The organism is Streptomyces sp. NPDC029674 (assembly GCF_044903205.1).
Taxonomy (GTDB): Bacteria; Actinomycetota; Actinomycetes; order Streptomycetales; family Streptomycetaceae; genus Streptomyces.
Map to the genome: position 1 here is coordinate 335,083 of NZ_JBJDPY010000005.1, position 14,665 is coordinate 349,747.

The following is a 14,665-nucleotide window of genomic DNA, read 5'->3' on the forward strand; positions in this document are numbered from 1 at the left end:
CCACCCCCCCCCCCCCCCCCCCCCCCCCCCCCCCCCCCCCCCCCCCCCCCCCCCCACCACACCCCCCCCCCCCCCCCCCCCCCCCCCCCCCCCCCCCCGCCCCCGCCGGGCCGGGCCGCCCCCCCCCCCCCCCGGCGCGGAAGCGAGGAAGATCGCGTGTCCACACCAGTCTCCGTACCGACGACGGCGGCCGTGCCGAAGGTGAACCGGGTGCGGGTCGCCGTCACCGCCCCCGACCCCATCAGCCGCGCCGGAGTCCTCGGTCAGCTGCGCCGGCACCCCGAGATCGAACTGTGCGGCGACTCCGGGCCCGCGACGGTCGCCCTGCTCGTCGAGGACGCCCTCGACGAGACGGCGCTCGCCCGGCTGAGACGCACCGTGCGCAGCGAGGGCGCGCGTGCCGTGCTCGTCACGGGCGCCCTCCGCGAGCACGAGCTCATCGACGTCATCGAGTGCGGCGTCAAAGCCGTCGTCTGGCGTCGTGAGGCCACCGCCCAGCGCCTGGTGCAGGCGGTGCTGACCGCGGCCGGGGGAGGCGGCGACCTGCCCGCCGACCTCCTGGGGCAGCTCATCGGCCAGGTGCGGCGCATGCACCGGGGCGGCGCCGATGAGCCGGGGTTCTTCTCGGGCTTCACCCAGCGCGAGACGGACGTGGTGCGGCTGGTGGCCGAGGGGTTCGACACCTCGGAGATCGCCCTGAAGCTGTCGTACTCCGAACGCACCGTCAAGAACGTGATGTACGGCCTGACCACCCGCCTGCACCTGCGCAACCGGGCGCACGTGGTGGCGTACGCCCTGCGTGAGGGCTACATCTGAATCTCAGGGCCATCGCGCTCACCACTGGGCAGACGAGTTGCCCGATCAGGCAGTCAGTTGCCGAAGGGGACATCGTCGGTGGTAGCCATGCGGCGGGTGTCGCCGTGGTCCTGGACGAACGCCTGGATGTGGGCGAGAGCTTCCTTCGCGTGCGACTCGTCCTTGCCGCAGCCGTCGGTGCCCGTGTTGCCGTCGGGGTAGCAGGAGGCCCGGTGGCCGTAGATCAGCCCGTCGGCGTTGCCGCCCGACTCCTCCAGCAGACGTCGTGTCGCGTCGGCGTCGCCCGCCGCGGTCGTCCAGCCGAAGACCCGCGCCAGCTCCCCGCGGTCCCGCGCCTGCGAGCCGAGCCGGAGCTGCTCCCGCACCTTGGGGAGGACGGTCGGCAGGTTGAGGTTGAAGAGGCCCTTGTCCATGACGCGTTGGTTGTGGGCGATGGTCCCGCCGAACTCGCCGTACTGGCGCTGGACCTCTTCGGAGTCACCGCTGATGTCGACGCCTTCGAGGTCGGTGAGGCCGCGGCTGACGTCCTTCCAGCCGGTGCCGCCCGCGGTTCCGTAGAAGCCGTAGAGGACCCGCACCCCGGCACTCTCCAGCTTGGTGCGGGCCAGGTCGCGCAGGGCGGCGACCGAGCAATGGCGCCACTTCGGGTCGTTGCTGTCGCAGTAGTCGGGGTTCTTGAGGTCCAGCCAGACGAACCCGATGTTCTTGCCCGCCCGGCGCTGCTCGGCGATCCGGTCGAACATCGCCGCCATGGTGTCGCCGGCGCTGGTGGGCAGCCCGTCGTGATCGGCCCACCAGCCCTTCTTCCAGGCGGTGGCGTCGATCTCCACCGCGTTGGCCCCGTGGTCGAGCGCCTTGTCGACGCCGTCGACGGTCAGTACCCGGTGCGCTATCGCCCAGACGGGCCGCTCGGTGCTCTCCGCGGCGGCCGTCGGGGCGGTCAGGCCCAGCACCAGCGCGCCGCAGGCGGCGGTGAAGGTGGCGGCTCGGGCGGTCGAGCGGGCGCGGGCTCGCTGTATCACGGTCGTTCTCCCCATCCGTTCGGTGCGCACGGACCGGGCGCACCTCTCAGCTGCCGCACCTGCCCACCGCTGAACAGGCGAAACACCGCCGCCGACGCGGGGTCAGACGGCCGGATAGGGGTTGTCGTTGAGCAGCCGGGCGAGGTGCACCGCGTTGGCGGCGAGCGTGCGGGTGGTCTCGGCGACCTGCTCGGGAGTGGCTTCGAGGTCCTTGTAGTCGGTGCCGTGCTGCGCCTCGCCGACCCAGTAGGTGACGGCGTTGGGGGCCAGCGAGAAGCCGATGTCGTTGAGCCCCTGGAACGTGTCGGCGCTGACCTTGTGGGCCCCGTCCTCGTTGCCGACGACGGCCACCACGGCGACCTTTCCGAAAGTGAACGGCCGCCCCTGGTCGTCGGTCTCCGACTGCTCCGCGTTGAGCCGTTCGAGGACGCGCTGGCAGATGCTGGAGGGGTGGCCCAGCCAGATGGGGGTGGCGAGCAGGAGGATGTCGGCCTGCAGGACCTTCTCCCGCAGCTGTGGCCAGGCGTCGTCACCGCCCAGGTCGACGGCGACGCCGGGGAGCACGTTGTGGTCGGCCACGCGGACGGTCTCGGTGGCCACGTCGAGCTTCTCGAGCTCGCGCAGCACCTGGTCCGAGAGCAGCTGGCTGCTGGACGGCTCGGGGGACGCGTTGAGGGTGCAGACGAGGGAAAGGGCACGCATCGGCATTTCCTTCTGTGAAGTGGCTTCGGGATCACCCCGCGTACCCGGGACGGTCCCCGTGATGCACGCCGACGGTGCCGGGCGTGCGGTTCCTACTCCTCCTCCGCCTCCTCGCTCTCGAAGTGCAGGGCGATGGACCTCAGCACATCCGCCGACGAGACGTCGGTGCGTCCCTCGTCGTGGACCTCGGCGAGCTGTGCGAAGGAGAAGGCGAAGGCGGACGTGATCTGTTCGATGACGGGCCCCAGTTCCTGGCCCACCACCGCGGCGACCTCGATGGGGGTGGCTTCGGCGGGGAGTTCGATGCGCGGCAGCATCTCCTCGAGCATCGCACCGACCGCGCCGCTGTTCTCGATCTCCCCGTCCGGGTTCTCGCGTACCTGCCGGCGCATCTCGAGCGACTCGGTCAGGATCCCGACGACTCGTTGAATGATCTCGCGCTGCTCCATACGGCGAAGCCTAGACGCAGGAGAGCCGGCGGACGGGGACCGAAGGCACACCTCGCCGGCCCGCCGGCGCGGGGTGGTCAAGGCTCCGGTGCGGCGAAGTCGCACCAGACGGCCTTGCCCTCGCCGCGCGGCTCGACTCCCCAGCGGGATGCGACCGCCTCGACCAGGAGCAGGCCGCGGCCGGAGGTGGCGGTCTCACCGGGGGACCTCTTGCGGGGCCGGTCGCTTGAGCGGTCGCGCACCGAGAGACGGACCCGGCGCGGCGGGCCGGAGAGGACCTCGAGGGTGAGGATGGCGCCGGCGTCGGTGTGGACCAGGGCGTTGACGAGGAGTTCGCCCGCCGCTACCTCGACGTCGTCGGCGACCTCGCCGAAGCCCCAGGCCGCGAGGTGTTCGCGCAGTGCGGCGCGCGCGTCGGCGAGTCCTTCGGGGTCGGCCTGGTGGACGTACCGGTGGATGCGCGGTTCCTGGGGCGTGCCCGGGTCGGGGAGCCGGCGCAGGACCAGGAGCGCCACGTCGTCGCTGGTGCCCCACCTCTCCCACAGGACGCGGGAGAGGTGGTCCGCGAGGTCCTCGGCCGACTCGGGGCCGGTGCGCATCACCTCGGCGAGGTTGCGCATGCCGGTGTCGAGGTCGAGGGCGGGGTCCTCGACGAGGCCGTCCGTGCAGAGCACCATGGTCTCGCCCGGCACGAGGTCGAGGCGCACCTCGGGGTAGTCCTCCATGCCGAAGTCGGTGGCGAGGCCCAGCGGAAGCCCGCCGGCGACCCGTGGCACGCCCACCCTGCCGTCCACGTGCCGCACGAGCGGCGGCAGATGTCCGGCCCGTACGGCGCGCACGATGCCGGTGACGGGGTCGAACTGGGCGTAGGTGCAGGTGGCGAACCGCTCGGTGTCCAGCTCGGCCAGGAAGCGGGAGGCGCGGGACAGCACGGTGCCGGGCGGGTGTCCCTCGCCTGCGAAGGCCCGCAGGGCGATGCGGAGCTGCCCCATGATGGCGGCGGCGTGCGTGTCGTGGCCCTGGACGTCGCCGACGACCAGGCCGATGCGTCCGCGGGGCAGGGTGACGACATCGTAGAAGTCGCCGCCGACCTCGCGGCCGCCCCAGGCGGCGTGGTAGCGGACGGCGACCTCGGAGTCCGGGACGGCGGGGATGCCGCGCGGCAACATCGTGGCCTGCAGGCTCTTGGCCAGGTCGCGTTCCTCGTCGAAGAGCATGGCGCGCTGCAGCGACTGGGCGACGATCCCGGACAGGCCGATGCAGAGGTTGCGGTCGGCGTCGGTGAAGTCCTTCCGGCCGCGGTAGAAGAGGGCGAGTCCGCCGATGGCGCGGTCCTGCGCGACCAGCGGCAGGAAGGCGGCCGAGTCCAGTTTCATGTGCTCCACGTACGGCCGCAGGTGGGTGAAGTGCCGCGCGATGTCGGGCAGCGAGCCGACGAAGCGCGGCTGGCGGGTCATGACGGCCTCGACCAGCGGCAGCGACTGGTCGAACTTGTGCAGCTTGAGTTCGTCGAGTGCCTGCATCGTCTGGCCGACCAGGGCGATCAGCTTCAGGTTGTCCCCCTCGACCAGGCCGAGGACGAGGCCGTCGGCGGCGAACCGGTCGAGGCCGGTGGCGCCGGACAGCACGGTGACGACGTCGTCGACGGTGACGGCCCGCGAGAGGGCCTCCGTGGTGCCCTGCACCATCAGGGCGATGCCCTGGCGCCGTTCTTCCCTGGGGTCGATGGCGGCGAGTTGCGCCCCGTCGTCCGTGGCCGTCCGCAGGATGCCGTGCACGCGCACGGCCCGCCCTGCGCCGTCGCGCAGGATGCGGCCCCGGGCGTGGCTGAGGTGGATCGAGCCGTCCCGGTGCCGGGCGCGGAAGTAGACGCCGTAGAGGTCCTTGCCGGTGGCGACGGCCCGCGTCACCGCGTAGTTGATGCGTACGGCCTCTTCGGGGGGAAGGCGTCCCTGCAGTGAGGCGACGCGGCCGTTGAATTCGTCGGGCCGCAGGTCGAGGACCGCGAGGGAGCCGGCGTCGAGGCTGAGCTCACCGCTGACCAGGTCCCAGTCGAAGCTGCCCGCACCGGTCAGGAGCAGGCGCTGTTCCAGATCGACGGGTGGCTTCTTGGCTGACGTCATGGCTGTCTCCGTATGCCGCTCGGCCACCCTATGCGCCGGGCGCGCCGCCCGCCTGCCGGGGCGGGCCCTGCCTTTGGTCCCCGCCAAACATGACCTTGGTCCTGTGTGAGCCGCTCTCGAAGGGACATTCGATCTGTGTCGGCCTGGAGATCCAGAGCCGACCGGCGCACAAGGAAAGGAACGTGCTCGTGGGCATCATCGCCTGGATCCTGATCGGTCTCATCGCGGGGGCCATCGCCAAGGCCCTCACTCCCGGCAAGGACCCGGGAGGCTGCTTGGTGACCATGTTGATCGGCATCGTGGGCGGCCTGCTGGGCGGCTGGCTGGGCAAGGTGATCTTCGGCGTCCACTCGATCAACGGGTTCTTCCATCTGTCGACCTGGATCGCCGCCGTCGTCGGCTCGGTGATCGTTCTGTTCGCCTACCGCCTGGTCACCGGGAAGCGGTGAGCACGGCCGTCATCCCGGGAGCGCGCGCCCTGTCGGGGCGCGCGCTCCCGCGCTGTGTGCATTAGCTCATGCGTTCGATTCACGGGGTACAGTGAACGCATGGAACGCACGGCAACGCACCAGCTCCAGGGATCGCTCTTCGACCAGAGCGACGACGTGCGGCTGGGTTCCCTGGACGGCATCCGCCGTACGGTCCTCGGCGACGGAGCGTGGCTCGACCTCCTGCCGGGCTGGCTCAGCGGCGCCGACGTCCTGTTCGAACGGCTGGCCACGGACGTCCCGTGGAAGGCCGAACGCCGTCAGATGTACGAGAGGGTGGTGGACGTACCGCGCCTCCTCGCCTTCTACGGCGCCGCCGACCCGCTCCCCCACGCCGTGCTCGACGAGGCCCGGCAGGCCCTCTCCGCGCACTACGCCGCCGAGCTCGGCGAACCGTTCACGACGGCCGGCCTCTGCCACTACCGCGACGGGCGCGACAGCGTGGCCTGGCACGGCGACCGCATCGGCCGGGGCGCCCGGGAGAACACGATGGTCGCCATCCTCTCCGTCGGCGCGCCCCGCGACCTGCTGCTGCGCCCGCGCCGCGGCGGCCGGACCGTCCGGCACCCGCTCGGACACGGCGACCTCATCGTGATGGGCGGCTCCTGCCAGCGCACCTGGGAGCACGCCGTCCCCAAGTCGGCCCGCGCGACCGGCGGACGCATCAGCATCCAGTTCCGGCCGCACGGAGTGCGCTGACGTACCGGTACCGGTACGTCCGGGTCAGCACGCCGACCGCAGCGCGAACAGCCGCGTGAGCGGGTGGAAGCGGTAGCGGCCCGGGGCGCGGGACTCCAGGAGCTGCACGTCGACCAGCTGCTCCAGGATCACCTCGGTCGCCGACACCGCCCCGCCGGTCGTCGCCGCCGCCCCCGCCACCGTCAACTCGCCCTGCCCCGCGGCCAGCAGGGGAAGCGCCAGTGCCGCCGCCCGGCCGGTGGAGCCGCGCGCCAGCAGATCCCGGTGGCCCGCCGCCAGGGCCGCGTGCATGTCCAGGTCCGCGAAGGACAGCTCCGCCAGGCGGCGCGCGGGGTCGGCGAGCCGGTCGGCGAGCTCCCGCACCGGCCACCGGGGGCGCGCCGCGAGGCGGGCGCCCGCGATGCGCAGGGCCAGGGGCAGATGACCGCAGTGCCGCGCGATCGACTCGGCGGCGCCGTGTTCGGCGGCGAGCCGCCCCGGGCCCGCCCAGAGGCCGAGCACCGCGACGGACGCCGGGGGCGGCAGCGGCGCGAGGTGGAGGTGGGCCGCGCCGTTCAGGGTGGCGAGGACGCCGAGGCTGGTCACGAGCACGGCGCAGCCGTGCGCGGCGGGCAGCAGCGGCCGCACCTGGGCCGCGTCCACCGCGTTGTCGAGGACGATCAGCACCCGCCGTTCGGTGAGCAGGGTGCGGTAGGCCGCGGCCGCGTCCGCCGCGCTGCCCGTGAACGGCCGCGGCGCGCCCAGCGCGCCGAGGAACCGCCTCAGGACGACGGCCGGCGGCACGGGTCGCTCGTCGCGGTGTGAGCCCCGAAGGTCGGCGTAGAGCTGGCCGTCGGGGAACCGCTCGCCGAGCCGGTGGGCCGCGTGCACGGCGAGCGCCGACTTGCCGACGCCCCCGGGACCGTCGAGCGCGACCACGACGGGCCCGCTGCCCCGCGGCCCCGGACGCAGCACGTCGAGGACCGCCAGCTCGCCGCCGCGCCCGAGGAGTTCGGGGATGTCCGGCGGCAGCTGGCGGGGCACGGGCGGCGCGGCGCAGGCGCCGTCCGCGCCGGGCGGTCCCGGGCGGCTTCCCGCGCTCGCGCGGGAGCGGCGCGCCTCCTCCACCCGGTCGCGGGCCGTCGCAAGGAGCCGCAGCTCGCGGCCGGTGGCGCCGAGCAGCTGGACCAGGGTGTCGAAGCGGTCCGTCGGCGGCAGGGTCTTGCCCGCGAAGTAGTCGCCGATCACCCCGTGCGCCCAGCCCGTGCGCGCCGACAGCTGGCGGTAGGTGAGTTGCGCGCCGCCGTTCCTGCGTGCGGCCCTTCTGCGGAGCTGGCGCAGCAGCGCGGCCAGCGCGTCGGCCGTGTCCACGGTGTCGATCGGGCCGACGCCCGCCGCACTCTCCCTCGGTTCCCCGTCCGGCGGGTGCCCCGCCGCTCCTGTCACCCTCGTCGCCCCCGTCACGCTGCACGTCCCCCTGTGGCCGTCGCCTGGCCGAGACCATCCGGATGTGTCCGGTGGTGCCCGATTTCGCGGGTCGCTCCAGGAACGCGTTGCGAGCATCCAGCTACCGCTCGGACCCCGCGTCCCGGCGACCGGGCACCGCGTCGGCCGTCACCACGGCATTCGTGGAATTCCACCCGCCGGTTTGCCGCGGTTTCCCTTCGGAGGCCGCACCGGGCGTCGAACACCGCACGACCGACATCGGAGATCGAAGGAGACTCGACCTATATGAGCAGGGTCTGCAACAAAGCACCCGGCCTGCCGGACGGCAGCATCGCCGAACAGTCCCTCTACGAGCGCGTGGACGGCCCCATCGCCACGGGTTCGGCCCACTTCATGCGGGCGGGCAGCGAACTGCACCTGATGCACGCCGACCTGGAGCTGAACGACGCGCGCCAGGCCGCTCTGCGGGTACGCTGCGCCGCCGCGGCCGTCCGGGCCGCGCTGGTGGAGTACCGCACCTCGCACCGCGTCGCCCAGGAGCTGGGCTTCTACCCGGTCCACGACGAGCGGCTGCGGGTCGCGGGCGGCGGGACCGCCCCGGTGCGCGAGACGCTCGGCGTCGCCCGTGAGACGGACCTGGTCCAGCTGGACGAGGCCGGCATCGAGGCTGTCGCGCTGCGCTACGAATCGGGCGGGGACGAGGCGGCGTACGGCCACTTCGTCACCGAGCTGACCGGGTTCTCGGTGGACCTCGACGGTTTCGCGGCGCTGGCCGCGGATGCCCGTCCCGCCGACTGGCAGCGCCTGGCCTGGCAGTTCCTCAGCGCCTTCGACCGCATCCGGATCTACGGTCAGGCGCTGGCCGTCATCAACATCCTCGGCATGACCCCCAGCGCCGTGGCCGGCGCCGGAAACGGAAGGAGCGACCGGACATGAGCGCAGTCTGCAACAAGGCCCTCAGCCTCAGCGAGGAGGACCTGCGCGACAAGAAGCGTCTCGCGCGGACCGCGGGCACCGAACTGAACGCGGCCGGCAGCGAGCTGTGCCGGGCGCTCGAACTCGCCGAGCACGGCGACGGGACGGCCGGTGCCGTGGTGTACGCCGCGGCGGCGCGGGACCGGCTGGCCAACGCCGTCCGGATGCTGGCCGACGTGGCCGGCATCCTGGCGACGGGCACCCTCACCGAGGAGACGGCCGCCTGGTACCGCAGGCTCGACTACGAGCGGCTCTACCGTTCGGGCCTCGGCCTCGGCCAGGTGCCGCACGCGGCCGAGCTGTGGCAGGCGTTCGCCCGGCAGGCCGCGACGGGTGGCCCCGTCGGCATCTGCCACGACATGCGGGAGCGCACCGTCGCCGTGGCGACGCTCGTCAGTGAGTGGCTGAAGCGGGCCGACGGCCCGGAGTCGGACACCGCGCTGCTGCGGATCCAGTCCGCGATGGCCGACCTGGCCGCGTACGCCCAGTTCGTGGCCTTCGCCAACAAGGTGGAGCCCAGGGACCCGGCGTGGCTGGTGCCGCTGGGCGCCGCCGCGTAAGGACACAGGAAAGACACCGGAAAGCGGGGAGCGCCGGCCCGGGGGGCCGGCGCTCCTTCCGTGTGCCGTCACCGGTAGGCGCGGGCCTGGAGGTCGTACATCCGCGCGTAGCGGCCGCGCCGCGCCAGCAGTTCCTCGTGGCTGCCGGTCTCGGCGACCCGCCCCTGGTCGAGGACGACGATGAGGTCGGCGCCGCGCACGGTCGAGAAGCGGTGTGAGACCAGCAGGGTGACCGTGCCCGAGCGGGGGTGGCGCGCGGCCTCGATGTACCGCTGGAAGATGAGGTGTTCGGTCTCCGCGTCCAGGGACGCGGTCGGCTCGTCCAGGATGCGCAGCAGGGGTGCCGGACGCATCAGGGCCCTGGCGACGGCCAGCTTCTGCCACTGGCCCGTCGACAGGTCGGTTCCGCTCTCCCAGCGGCTGCCGAGGCGGGTGCCGAGGCCGCCCGGGAGCGAGCCCGGCAGGTCGGCGGCGCCGGCCCGGCGCAGAGCCGCGGTGACCGCGCGCGGGTCCGCGATCCGCGGCAGATCTCCGACACCGACCGTCTCGCGGACGGTGAACTCGAACCGTACGAAGTCCTCGAACGCGGCGCCGAGCCGCTCGCGCCACCGCTCCGGGGCCAGCTCGCCGAGCCGGGTGCCGTCGACCGTGATGTGGCCGAGGGTCGGTTCGTACATCCGGCACAACAGCTTGACCAGCGTGGTCTTGCCCGAGCCGTTCTCGCCGACCAGGGCCACCACTCCCCCGGCGGGCAGCCGCAGTTCGACGTCGCGCAGCGCGGCCGCCGCGGTCCCGGGGTAGCGGAAGGAGACTCCCTCGACGGCGATGCCCTGCCGCAGCGCCGACGGCACGGCCGCCGTGGGCGCGGGGCTCGCCTGCTCCGCGTACGCCTGGAGCCAGCGCAGCCGTTCGGCGCTCTGGAGGAGTTCGACGACGGCCCCGGTGGCCTGCACGAGTCCGACGACGTGACCGGTGAACCGGCCGGCCAGGACGACGGCGAGCAGTACGGCTCCGAGGCCGGTGCGGCCCGTCACCGCGAGGTGCGCGACGAAGGCGACCGCGCCGAGCAGGCCCAGTGAGTTGAGCAGTCCGGCGGCGGCGCCGATCGCGGTGACCCGCCACTGGGCCCGGGTCTTCACGCGGTCGGCGCGGCGGCGCAACGCGCTCACCCTGGAGCGGAGTTCCGGCCCCGCTCCGTAGACGCGCAGCTCCTTTCCGGCCGCCGGTGACGTGGCCAGGTCGGCGAGGCGCGCGGCGAGGCGGTAGTCGGCCGCCGTGGCGTCCTGGGCGCGGGCGATGACGCCGCGCGCGGAGATCTGCAGACGCATGGCGAGCAGCCCGATGAGCGGCAGTACGAGGAGGGCGGGGTGGACGGTGGCGAGGAGCACGGCGGTCACCAGGAAGCCGCCGAGCTGTTCGAGCAGGTTGAGCACCCAGTTGAGCAGCGCGCCCATGGCCAGGGTGCGGTCGCGCAGCAGGTGGAGCCGGTCCTGGAACGCGGGCGACTCCTGGTGGCGAAGTCCGGGGATGCCCGCGGCGAGCCGGGCGAGCAGCCGGTCGAAGGCGAAGCCCACCCGCTCACTGAGCCCGATCCTCGCCCCGACGGCCGCCAGTTCGACCGCCTCCCACACGCCGAGGCTCACCACGAGCAGGAGCGCCGCCGACAGCGTGGTCTCCAGGACCCGTTGGTGCGCGCCCTCGGCCAGGGACCTCAGCCACAGGGCTTGCAGGGCGGCGAGTCCGGCCGCGGCGGGCACGAGGAACAGCCCGAGGACGGCCAGTTTCCAGGACTCCCGGAAGGAGCCGACGACCAGGGTGCGCAGTGCGGCGAGGACTCCGCGCGCGCCGCGTTCGGGGACCTCAGGCACGTCTGCCTCGGCGGGGCCCGTCGGTGTCTCGCGCCTCGGCGGCCGTGTGTCGTCGGCGCCCTCCGCAGGCGCCGCGTCCGAGGCGTACTCTTCCGTCCCGCCGTCGGCGAATCGATCGGCCTGGAGCCGGTACATCCGCGCGTACTTGCCGTCGAGCGCCATGAGGGCGTCGTGGGTGCCGCTCTCGACGATCCGTCCGCCGTCCAGGACGTGGATGAGGCCGGCCTTGCGTACGCCGGAGAAGCGGTGCGACACCAGGATCGTGGTGGCGCCCCGGCTGACCGTCAGGAACCGGTCGAAGAAGGCCGCCTCCGCGCGGGCGTCGAGGTGCGCGGTGGGTTCGTCGAGGACGAGTACGGCGCCCGAGCGTGCGGCGAGGAGCGCGCGGGCGAGCGCGACCCGCTGCCACTGGCCGGCGGACAGGTCGGCGCCGCCCGCGAACTGCCGGGAGAGCACGGTGTCCCAGCCCGCCGGGAGCGTACGGAGCAGCTCGGCGCCGTCGGCCAGTTCCAGGGCGCGCTCCGGTTCGTGCGGGTCGCAGCCGGAGTCCGGGGCGCCGATCGCCACGTTCTCGCGCAGCGTCAGCGGGTACTTCACGAAGTCCTGGAAGACGACGGAGATGCCGCGGCGCCACTGCCGGGCGTCGTACTCCCGTATGTCCGTGCCGTCCGCCGTCACACGGCCCGCGTCCGGCTCGTACAGCCGCGCGAGGAGTTTGATCAGGGTCGTCTTGCCGGAGCCGTTCGCCCCGACGAGCGCCACGGAGGTGCCGGCCGGGATCTCCAGGTCGAGCCCGCGGAGGACGGGTTCGGCCGTGCCGGGGTAGGTGAAGTCGACGGATTCGAGGGCGAGGGCGCGGCGGACTTCCGGAGCGCCGCCGTCGAGGGCCGCCTTCCGGTCGTCGCCCGCGGTGCCCCGCAGCTCCAGCGCGGCGAGCGACCGCAGCCCAAGCAGCGCGTCCCGCACCACCAGGTCGTCGTCGCCGACCCAGCCGAGCGCGGGCACGGCGAGCGCCGCCTGGACGCTGATCACGAGCTGGGTGAGCCCCACGTCGCCGCGTGCGGCGGCGAAGGCCGCGTATCCCAGGACCGCGCCCTCCGCAAGGACCACGAACCCCACCGCGCCGCCCGCCCGCCGCGCGGCCCGGCCGCGGGTGGCCCAGACCCCGGCCATGCCCGACCGCCAGACGGCCGTCATCCGGTCGGCGAGCCAGTCGCCGAGCCCGAACACCCGTATCTCCTTGGCCGGTTCGGGGTCCACGGCCAGGGACCGCAGGTAGCCCGCCCCGCGCAGCACCGCGCTCGCCGCCTCCATGCTGCCGTGCACGTTCCGCGCGAGGCGCAGGTAGGAGCGGTAGGTCAGGACCGCCGCGAGTCCGAGCAGCGGCGGCGCCCACCAGGCCAGGGGGGCCAGCAGGACGAGGAGGCCGAGCCCTTCGAGCCTGGGCCGCACGATCTCCGGGAGCAGCGTGGCCAGTTGGTCGGGCCGGGTGCCCGGCTCGGTGGCGAGGCGGAGGGTGTCGGCGTAGCCGGGCTCTTCGAGGTGTCCGATGCCGTCCGGTCCGTTGCCCGCCGCGATGGCCCGGTCCTCCACCACGCCGGCCGCGCGCAGCCGCAGCACCGCGGCGAGCCCGCTGTCCAGGGCGCGCAGTCCCGTGCGTACGAGGATCAGCGCGCCGAACCAGGTGAGGGCGAGCAGGACGCGGCGGGCCTCGGCGGACCCGGCGCCCGCCGCGACCGCTCCGGGCAGCGCGCCCACGAGGTGCCCGGTGGCGACCACGACGAACGGCCCCGCGAGGGCCTCGCAGACCACGGTCCCGGCGAGCGCGGCCGTGTGCCGGGGACCGGCCCGCCACAGCAGCCGCACCGCTGCTACCCACTCCTGCCACACCCGCATACCGGCCTCCTCCACCGCGCCCCACCGTTGGGGGCCCGATGCTCACAGAGGAGGCGGGCGGCCGGGCGACGGTCCCGGCCCCGACCGGACACCGCCGGTCGGGGACCCGGTCGGGGCCCGTCTCAGCGTGCGCGGCGGCGCCTCAGGACGCCGCGCACCACCTTGGCGAGCACGGCCGGACGGAACAGCAGGGAGGGCGGGGCCGTCATGTTGAGGACCCGCACGAAGCGGGCCCAGACGTCCGGGTCGTGCACGGCGAGGGCGAACACCTGCTGGTTGTACCAGTGGGCGAAGCGCGCGGGCAGCGGTTGCCTGCCGGGTGCCCACATGAGGTCGGAGGTGGTGGCCATGGTCCAGGGGACCTGGATGACGCGGGCGGCCGCGCGCTGGTAGGCGCGGCTGAGTCCGTCGAGTCCGGCCGCCCCGGCCCGGCGGCGGCCCAGCAGCCGGCCGAGCAGCTCCGCTTCGAGCGCGGCGACCGTGAGCCCTTGCCCGTACGCCGGGTTGAACAGGCAGAGCGCGTCGCCGACCGCGATCAGCCGCTCGGGCCAGCGGGCGTTCTTGTGGTGCAGGCGCCACTCGTTCCCGGGGTTGGTGTAGCGGTGTATCGGTCCCTGCCGGGTACCGCGCTTGATCTGTTCGGCGAGGCGGGGGTTGCCGAGGGTGTGGGCGAAGTCGAGGTAGCCCTCGTCGTCGGTGGGCGGCGCCTGGCCGTCGAAGCCGAGCAGTGAGCACATCCAGCGATGGTGCTCCACGGCGAGGACCACACCGCCGCGCGTGACGTCGGGCGCGAAGGTCATCTGGTAGGCGACGTCGAAGTCCTGCCGGTCGTCCGGCGGGCGTTCGTAGAGCGCCGAGGTGTAGGTGATCTTCGCTTTGATGACCGTCCTGGCGGAGACGGGCAGGCCCGCGTCGGTGAGCCAGCGGTCGACGGAGGTGGCGCGGCCCGAGCAGTCGGCGACCAGGTCGGCGGTGACGTCGGTGGGCTCGTCGGCGCCCTCGGGACGGTAGCGGACCCGGTCGAGGCGGCCGGGGGCGCTCGCGGTCACCGTCTCGCAGCGGGTCGCCGCGAGCACGCGCACGGTGGGGAGGGCCGCCACGCGCTGCCGCAGCCGCCGTTCGAGCTCTTCGCGGGTGCAGGTCTGGACGGGGACGCCGGTCCGGGTGGCCGCGGCGTAACCGGTGGGCAGCAGGAAGTTGATGCGTTCGCCGTAGTCGAAGACGGGCGCGCCCAGCTCCGCGAGCTCCGCGCGGAGCCCAGGGAAGAGGCCTTCCAGCGCCTCACTGCCCCGGGCGAGCAGCGCGTGCGCGTGGTGGCCCTGCGGGGCGTGGGGGTGGACTCCGGTGTCCGGCCGCACCGGGTCCCGCTCCAGGACCAGCACCTCGGAGAAGTGGTCGGCGAGGACCCGCGCGACCACGAGTCCCGCGTACCCCCCGCCGACGACGACAGCCCGCCCCCAGCGGGTCCCGGGCGGCGAGCTGTGCTGGTTCCTGGTCATGGTCGTCCCATCCCTGTCGGCTCGGGTCCACGCCACTCCACCGGACGGGACCACGGTGCACAAGACCGCCCCGGGAGCGCATGGAAGCAGACGCCGTCCACGGATTCGGGCGCCCCGGGGCTTACGCCGAAGATCCCGGGTAC

General features: G+C 73.7%; 12 protein-coding genes. 5 read left to right on the forward strand and 7 right to left on the reverse strand.

The window, feature by feature from the left end:
* Positions 1-156: 156 nt before the first annotated feature.
* Entirely contained in the window at positions 157-816 is a 660-nt protein-coding gene (locus tag ACI2L3_RS14925) for a response regulator transcription factor (protein ID WP_404752772.1), read from the forward strand.
* Positions 817-869: 53 nt separating this feature from the next.
* Here the strand turns inward: ACI2L3_RS14925 and ACI2L3_RS14930 are convergent, their stop codons facing one another.
* From ACI2L3_RS14930 to ACI2L3_RS14945, 4 genes are all read right to left on the reverse strand, one after another.
* The gene (locus ACI2L3_RS14930) at positions 870-1,838 is read right to left on the reverse strand and encodes a phospholipase (RefSeq protein WP_404752773.1); all 969 of its coding nucleotides are present in this window, start codon (positions 1,836-1,838) and stop codon (positions 870-872) included.
* Between the two features lie 102 nt (positions 1,839-1,940).
* Entirely contained in the window at positions 1,941-2,540 is a 600-nt protein-coding gene (locus ACI2L3_RS14935; RefSeq protein WP_404752774.1) for a flavodoxin family protein, read from the reverse strand.
* A gap of 92 nt (positions 2,541-2,632) precedes the next feature.
* Entirely contained in the window at positions 2,633-2,989 is a 357-nt protein-coding gene (locus ACI2L3_RS14940) for a hypothetical protein (protein ID WP_404752775.1), read from the reverse strand.
* A gap of 77 nt (positions 2,990-3,066) precedes the next feature.
* Positions 3,067-5,112, reverse strand: a complete 2,046-nt coding sequence (locus ACI2L3_RS14945) for a SpoIIE family protein phosphatase (protein ID WP_404752776.1) — start codon at positions 5,110-5,112, stop codon at positions 3,067-3,069.
* A 188-nt stretch (positions 5,113-5,300) separates the two neighbouring features.
* Here ACI2L3_RS14945 and ACI2L3_RS14950 point away from each other — a divergent pair, with 188 nt between their 5' ends.
* Together ACI2L3_RS14950 and ACI2L3_RS14955 are read left to right on the forward strand one after the other, a co-directional pair.
* The gene (locus tag ACI2L3_RS14950) at positions 5,301-5,561 is read left to right on the forward strand and encodes a GlsB/YeaQ/YmgE family stress response membrane protein (protein ID WP_362989855.1); all 261 of its coding nucleotides are present in this window, start codon (positions 5,301-5,303) and stop codon (positions 5,559-5,561) included.
* 99 nt (positions 5,562-5,660) lie between these two features.
* On the forward strand, positions 5,661-6,299 hold the full coding sequence (locus ACI2L3_RS14955) for an alpha-ketoglutarate-dependent dioxygenase AlkB (protein WP_404752777.1): 639 nt from the start codon (positions 5,661-5,663) through the stop codon (positions 6,297-6,299).
* Positions 6,300-6,323: 24 nt separating this feature from the next.
* Here ACI2L3_RS14955 and ACI2L3_RS14960 read toward each other — a convergent pair whose 3' ends face one another.
* A complete protein-coding gene (locus tag ACI2L3_RS14960; protein WP_404752778.1) occupies positions 6,324-7,742 on the reverse strand; it encodes a helix-turn-helix domain-containing protein in 1,419 nt (472 codons plus the stop codon).
* 267 nt (positions 7,743-8,009) lie between these two features.
* Here ACI2L3_RS14960 and ACI2L3_RS14965 point away from each other — a divergent pair, with 267 nt between their 5' ends.
* Positions 8,010-8,660, forward strand: coding sequence for a hypothetical protein (locus ACI2L3_RS14965; RefSeq protein ID WP_404752779.1), 651 nt, complete (start codon positions 8,010-8,012; stop codon positions 8,658-8,660).
* Positions 8,657-9,259, forward strand: a complete 603-nt coding sequence (locus tag ACI2L3_RS14970) for a hypothetical protein (RefSeq protein WP_404752780.1) — start codon at positions 8,657-8,659, stop codon at positions 9,257-9,259. Before ACI2L3_RS14965 ends, ACI2L3_RS14970 begins: the two co-directional genes overlap by 4 nt.
* A gap of 68 nt (positions 9,260-9,327) precedes the next feature.
* On the opposite strand, the gene ACI2L3_RS14975 is transcribed toward ACI2L3_RS14970, so the two are convergent.
* Together ACI2L3_RS14975 and ACI2L3_RS14980 are read right to left on the reverse strand one after the other, a co-directional pair.
* Entirely contained in the window at positions 9,328-13,023 is a 3,696-nt protein-coding gene (locus tag ACI2L3_RS14975) for an ATP-binding cassette domain-containing protein (RefSeq protein ID WP_404752781.1), read from the reverse strand.
* Between the two features lie 122 nt (positions 13,024-13,145).
* Positions 13,146-14,522, reverse strand: coding sequence for an NAD(P)/FAD-dependent oxidoreductase (locus tag ACI2L3_RS14980; protein ID WP_404752782.1), 1,377 nt, complete (start codon positions 14,520-14,522; stop codon positions 13,146-13,148).
* Between the last annotated feature and the right edge of the window lie 143 nt (positions 14,523-14,665).

Excerpts from the sequence above, each read along its gene's own strand:
- ACI2L3_RS14935 (WP_404752774.1), bottom strand. The coding sequence starts at position 2,540 with ATGCGTGCCCTTTCCCTCGTCTGCACCCTCAACGCGTCCCCCGAGCCG.
- ACI2L3_RS14940 (WP_404752775.1), bottom strand. The coding sequence starts at position 2,989 with ATGGAGCAGCGCGAGATCATTCAACGAGTCGTCGGGATCCTGACCGAG.
- ACI2L3_RS14945 (WP_404752776.1), bottom strand. The coding sequence starts at position 5,112 with ATGACGTCAGCCAAGAAGCCACCCGTCGATCTGGAACAGCGCCTGCTC.
- ACI2L3_RS14955 (WP_404752777.1), top strand. The coding sequence starts at position 5,661 with ATGGAACGCACGGCAACGCACCAGCTCCAGGGATCGCTCTTCGACCAG.
- ACI2L3_RS14965 (WP_404752779.1), top strand. The coding sequence starts at position 8,010 with ATGAGCAGGGTCTGCAACAAAGCACCCGGCCTGCCGGACGGCAGCATC.
- ACI2L3_RS14970 (WP_404752780.1), top strand. The coding sequence starts at position 8,657 with ATGAGCGCAGTCTGCAACAAGGCCCTCAGCCTCAGCGAGGAGGACCTG.
- ACI2L3_RS14975 (WP_404752781.1), bottom strand. The coding sequence starts at position 13,023 with ATGCGGGTGTGGCAGGAGTGGGTAGCAGCGGTGCGGCTGCTGTGGCGG.
- ACI2L3_RS14980 (WP_404752782.1), bottom strand. The coding sequence starts at position 14,522 with ATGACCAGGAACCAGCACAGCTCGCCGCCCGGGACCCGCTGGGGGCGG.